The organism is Pseudomonadota bacterium, assembly GCA_026388315.1.
In the GTDB taxonomy this organism is placed as follows: Bacteria; Desulfobacterota; Syntrophorhabdia; order Syntrophorhabdales; family Syntrophorhabdaceae; genus MWEV01.
Map to the genome: position 1 here is coordinate 1 of JAPLKA010000130.1, position 3,256 is coordinate 3,256.

4 protein-coding genes are annotated in these 3,256 nt (G+C 42.8%); 2 read left to right on the forward strand and 2 right to left on the reverse strand.

Annotation, left to right across the window (positions count from 1 at the left end; all coding sequences use genetic code 11):
• Nucleotides 1-142 precede the first annotated feature (142 nt).
• Nucleotides 143-1,933 carry a cache domain-containing protein gene (locus NTX75_18830; GenBank protein MCX5818272.1) on the forward strand — a complete coding sequence of 597 codons (1,791 nt, stop codon included), beginning with the start codon at nucleotides 143-145 and terminating at the stop codon, nucleotides 1,931-1,933.
• Nucleotides 1,934-2,138: 205 nt separating this feature from the next.
• Here the strand turns inward: NTX75_18830 and NTX75_18835 are convergent, their stop codons facing one another.
• Both NTX75_18835 and NTX75_18840 read right to left on the reverse strand, forming a co-directional pair.
• Complete coding sequence (locus NTX75_18835; GenBank protein ID MCX5818273.1) at nucleotides 2,139-2,588, reverse strand: ATP-binding protein; 450 nt, start codon at nucleotides 2,586-2,588, stop codon at nucleotides 2,139-2,141.
• A 4-nt stretch (nucleotides 2,589-2,592) separates the two neighbouring features.
• Complete coding sequence (locus NTX75_18840) at nucleotides 2,593-2,925, reverse strand: STAS domain-containing protein (protein MCX5818274.1); 333 nt, start codon at nucleotides 2,923-2,925, stop codon at nucleotides 2,593-2,595.
• A gap of 142 nt (nucleotides 2,926-3,067) precedes the next feature.
• Between NTX75_18840 and NTX75_18845 the strand changes: the two genes are divergently transcribed.
• Nucleotides 3,068-3,256, forward strand: a 189-nt coding sequence (locus tag NTX75_18845; GenBank protein ID MCX5818275.1) for a hypothetical protein, incomplete at its 3' end; no start/stop codon positions are given.

The following is a 3,256-nucleotide window of genomic DNA, read 5'->3' on the forward strand; positions in this document are numbered from 1 at the left end:
ACAATGAGAAAAATCACTCAATCCATCAGATTTGCCAAATGATGGGCATCTCCAAGCCCACGCTCTATAAATATATTGAAGCTGAACGGGAAGTTACAGCGAAACCGTAAATTTCTGCGCGTTCGCCCCCGCTGGTCCAAAAGTGAAGCTCCATGCGCCTTACTATGCGAGAAAACACGGGAAACCGCAATTGATAAAGGTAGAGTCAATCTACGACTACACGAAACCGGAGCATGAATGGTATGTCCTCCCTATGAAAACGGGGGCCGCCATGTGGGTCGAGCCTTATTTCGGACAGGCAGGCGCAGCCCTGATGACTACCTATTCTGTCCCTTTTCATAAGGTTGATCCTGCAACAAATGAAAAAACTGTTCTTGGCGTGGTAGCCCTCGATATTTCCTTGGATTGGGTTCAAGAGGTAGTTAACGCGCTTGACTTTGGCCGCAGCGGTTACGGTGCAGTCATATCAAAAAAAGGTGTTTACCTGTACCATCCCAACAGTGAGTATGCCCAAAAATCGAAAACAATCTTTGACGTCGCAGGAGAATCGAAAGATAAGGGGCGGGAGACAGTAGGCGTAAAATCGTTGAGAGGCGAAAAAGGGGTTATAGAACATATCGGTGTTACCACGGGGCTCCCTTCCTGGCTTATTTTCGAGCCCGTGCCTTCGGCGGGCTGGTCATTACATATCACATTTATCAAAGATGATATTCCGGTAAGTCTTGATGTTCTCAGGCGACAGCTCATGATGATTATTCTTGTCTTGACGATTTTTTGTCTGTCGTTCTCATCGCTTATTTTTCGAGCTTATGAAGGTGACAACGGGAATCTATGGAAAGTTTGCGCCATTTTTTTCATTGTGCTTCTATCAGGTATAGGCATTATCTGGCACGTTTCGTTGTCGTTTGACACAGACTTAAAAAGTAGAGGCGTAGAAATTACAGGGAAGGCCAATCTGGACAGTTTTATGCATTCATATAACAAGGAATTAATTCAAAGAGGATTAACCGAACCGAAATATGTCCCGACCGGAATCTTTATACGGTCGGCTGAGTTCTCCGGGGCAAATAAGATATTAGTGAGCGGCTATATCTGGCAGAAATATAACAACAAGACCCATAAAGGCATTTCCCAGGGGTTTATCCTTCCTGACGCCATAGGTGATATAAAGATCGACAAAGCCTATTCCTTTGTGCAAGAAGACATGAATGTAATCGGATGGTATTTTCAGGCAACCCTGTATGGACGCCTTGATTATTCTACATACCCTGTTGATTTCGAAAGACTCGGGATACAGATTCGCCATCAGGATATAGGTAAAGGTGTGATTCTCATTCCTGACCTTGAGGCATACAAGTTTATCAATCCAAGCGCCTTGCCGGGTGTGGGAAAAGATTTTGTTATTCCAGACTGGCAAGTGCAAAAGACCTTTTTCGAATATATAATGAAAGCCTACGACACAAATTTCGGGATTAAAGGTTACTCAAGTCAGGAGGGTTTTCCTGAACTATATTTCAACATAACAATAAAAAGGAATCTGGCTGATGCATTCATTCGAAATATGACCCCCCTCATCATTGTGGCATTGCTCTTGTTTGCCGTTATGTTTATTATGACTGAAGAGAAAATGTCAAAAAAGTTTGCTATGGACATTGGGGAAAATCTGGTTTTTGTCGGATCGATGTGCTTCGTTGTTATTTTTTCACATATCAGCACCAGGGGTAGAATCCCCACGCAGGAAATATTCTATCTCGAGTATTTTTATTTCGTTATCTACATTGCCCTTTTATGGGTTCCGGTAAGCGCCATCCTGTTTGTAAGCGGAAGTAAATCATTTTTTATTCAATATAAGGGGAATTTTCTTTCAAAATTGCTGTACTGGCCGGTAATACTGGGGGTGTTATTCACAATCACCCTGATCACTTTCTATTAATGGGGCTTACGCCTGTCCCCGTAATGGGGTTGCCCCCTCTTTTTACTTCCGTATGAATGTGGGATGTCCGCTTACGCTTGGACGTAAAAGTCTTCACGTCTTACGTCCGAAGGAGTGTAACGACTGTACGTCCCACGTCCCACGGAAAGTCGGAGCCTCCCCCTCTCGCTCGCTTTGCGAGCTGGATAGATTCCCCCAATGCTTGTTAAATTTTCGTAACATTATCAGGTTCTGATTTTGACTGCTTTGTTGAAACCATGAGGGTCAATATATTTTTGTCATCTTCCCGTTTATGCTCAACATGGTCCATGAGGCGTTTTATCAGGTATATACCGAGCCCCCCTATGTTACGTTCAGAAACATTGAGAGATATATCTGGATCTTGAAGGGACAAGAAATCGAATGGAAAACCAGAGTCGATTATTTCGATAATAAACTTTTCACCATCAAGCATGCAAGCGACCTCAACGTCGCCCTCCTCGTCTTTGTATGCATAATTGATAACGTTGACAAGGGCCTCTTCAACGGCAACCTGTATCTCACCTATCTTGTTTTGTGTGATCCCCTGTTCGCGGGCGCAGTTTGTCACAAAATCTATTAGTTGTTCGAGGTGCTGGAGCTTTGCAGGCAGCTTAAGGTTGACGGGAAGGGGCATTGTATTAGAGCTGGTTTAATGCAGCCTCTTCTGACTCAAATATCGTAAAAATTGAATAAAAACCGGATATTTTAAAGACCTCTTCAACGGGGCCCTTTAATCCGGTAAACACCATTTTGCCGTTTTCTGCTTTTAGCCGTTTCGCAGTTGCAAGGATACTCCTGAGGCCGGCGCTGCTGATGTATTCAAGCTCACCCAGGTTGACAAGCACGGTCTTTTCGCCGCTTTCGATCAGATCAGAAAGATCCTTTTCAAAATCCGGCGCTGTGACTGCATCAATTCTGCCTTTTACTGAGACCAAGGGAACACCTTTTTCCTTTTTTATATTTATCTCCATAAATCCCTCTCTTAAATAGATTTGAAAACATTTTAAACGAACCGAACAAGAAAAACAATGAATTTTAAGAAAAAGAAGGCCTTCCTCCCCTCTTCCTTGTAAATTTGACTTATACTATGTTTTTATTGTAAAGTAGCTTCCTATGAAAACCAAACAAAAACTGATACTTGTAACAATCGGTGCCATGGCTGTAATGTCTTTTTTTACATACGCAACGTTAAATGGTTCTTTCCCTCTGACTAATAACCGTGCTATGAATGCAAAGGAAGCGGTTATAGGGAAGATAGCAGACCACATGAAAGAAGAAGATGCTACAATAGCAGAAGACAAA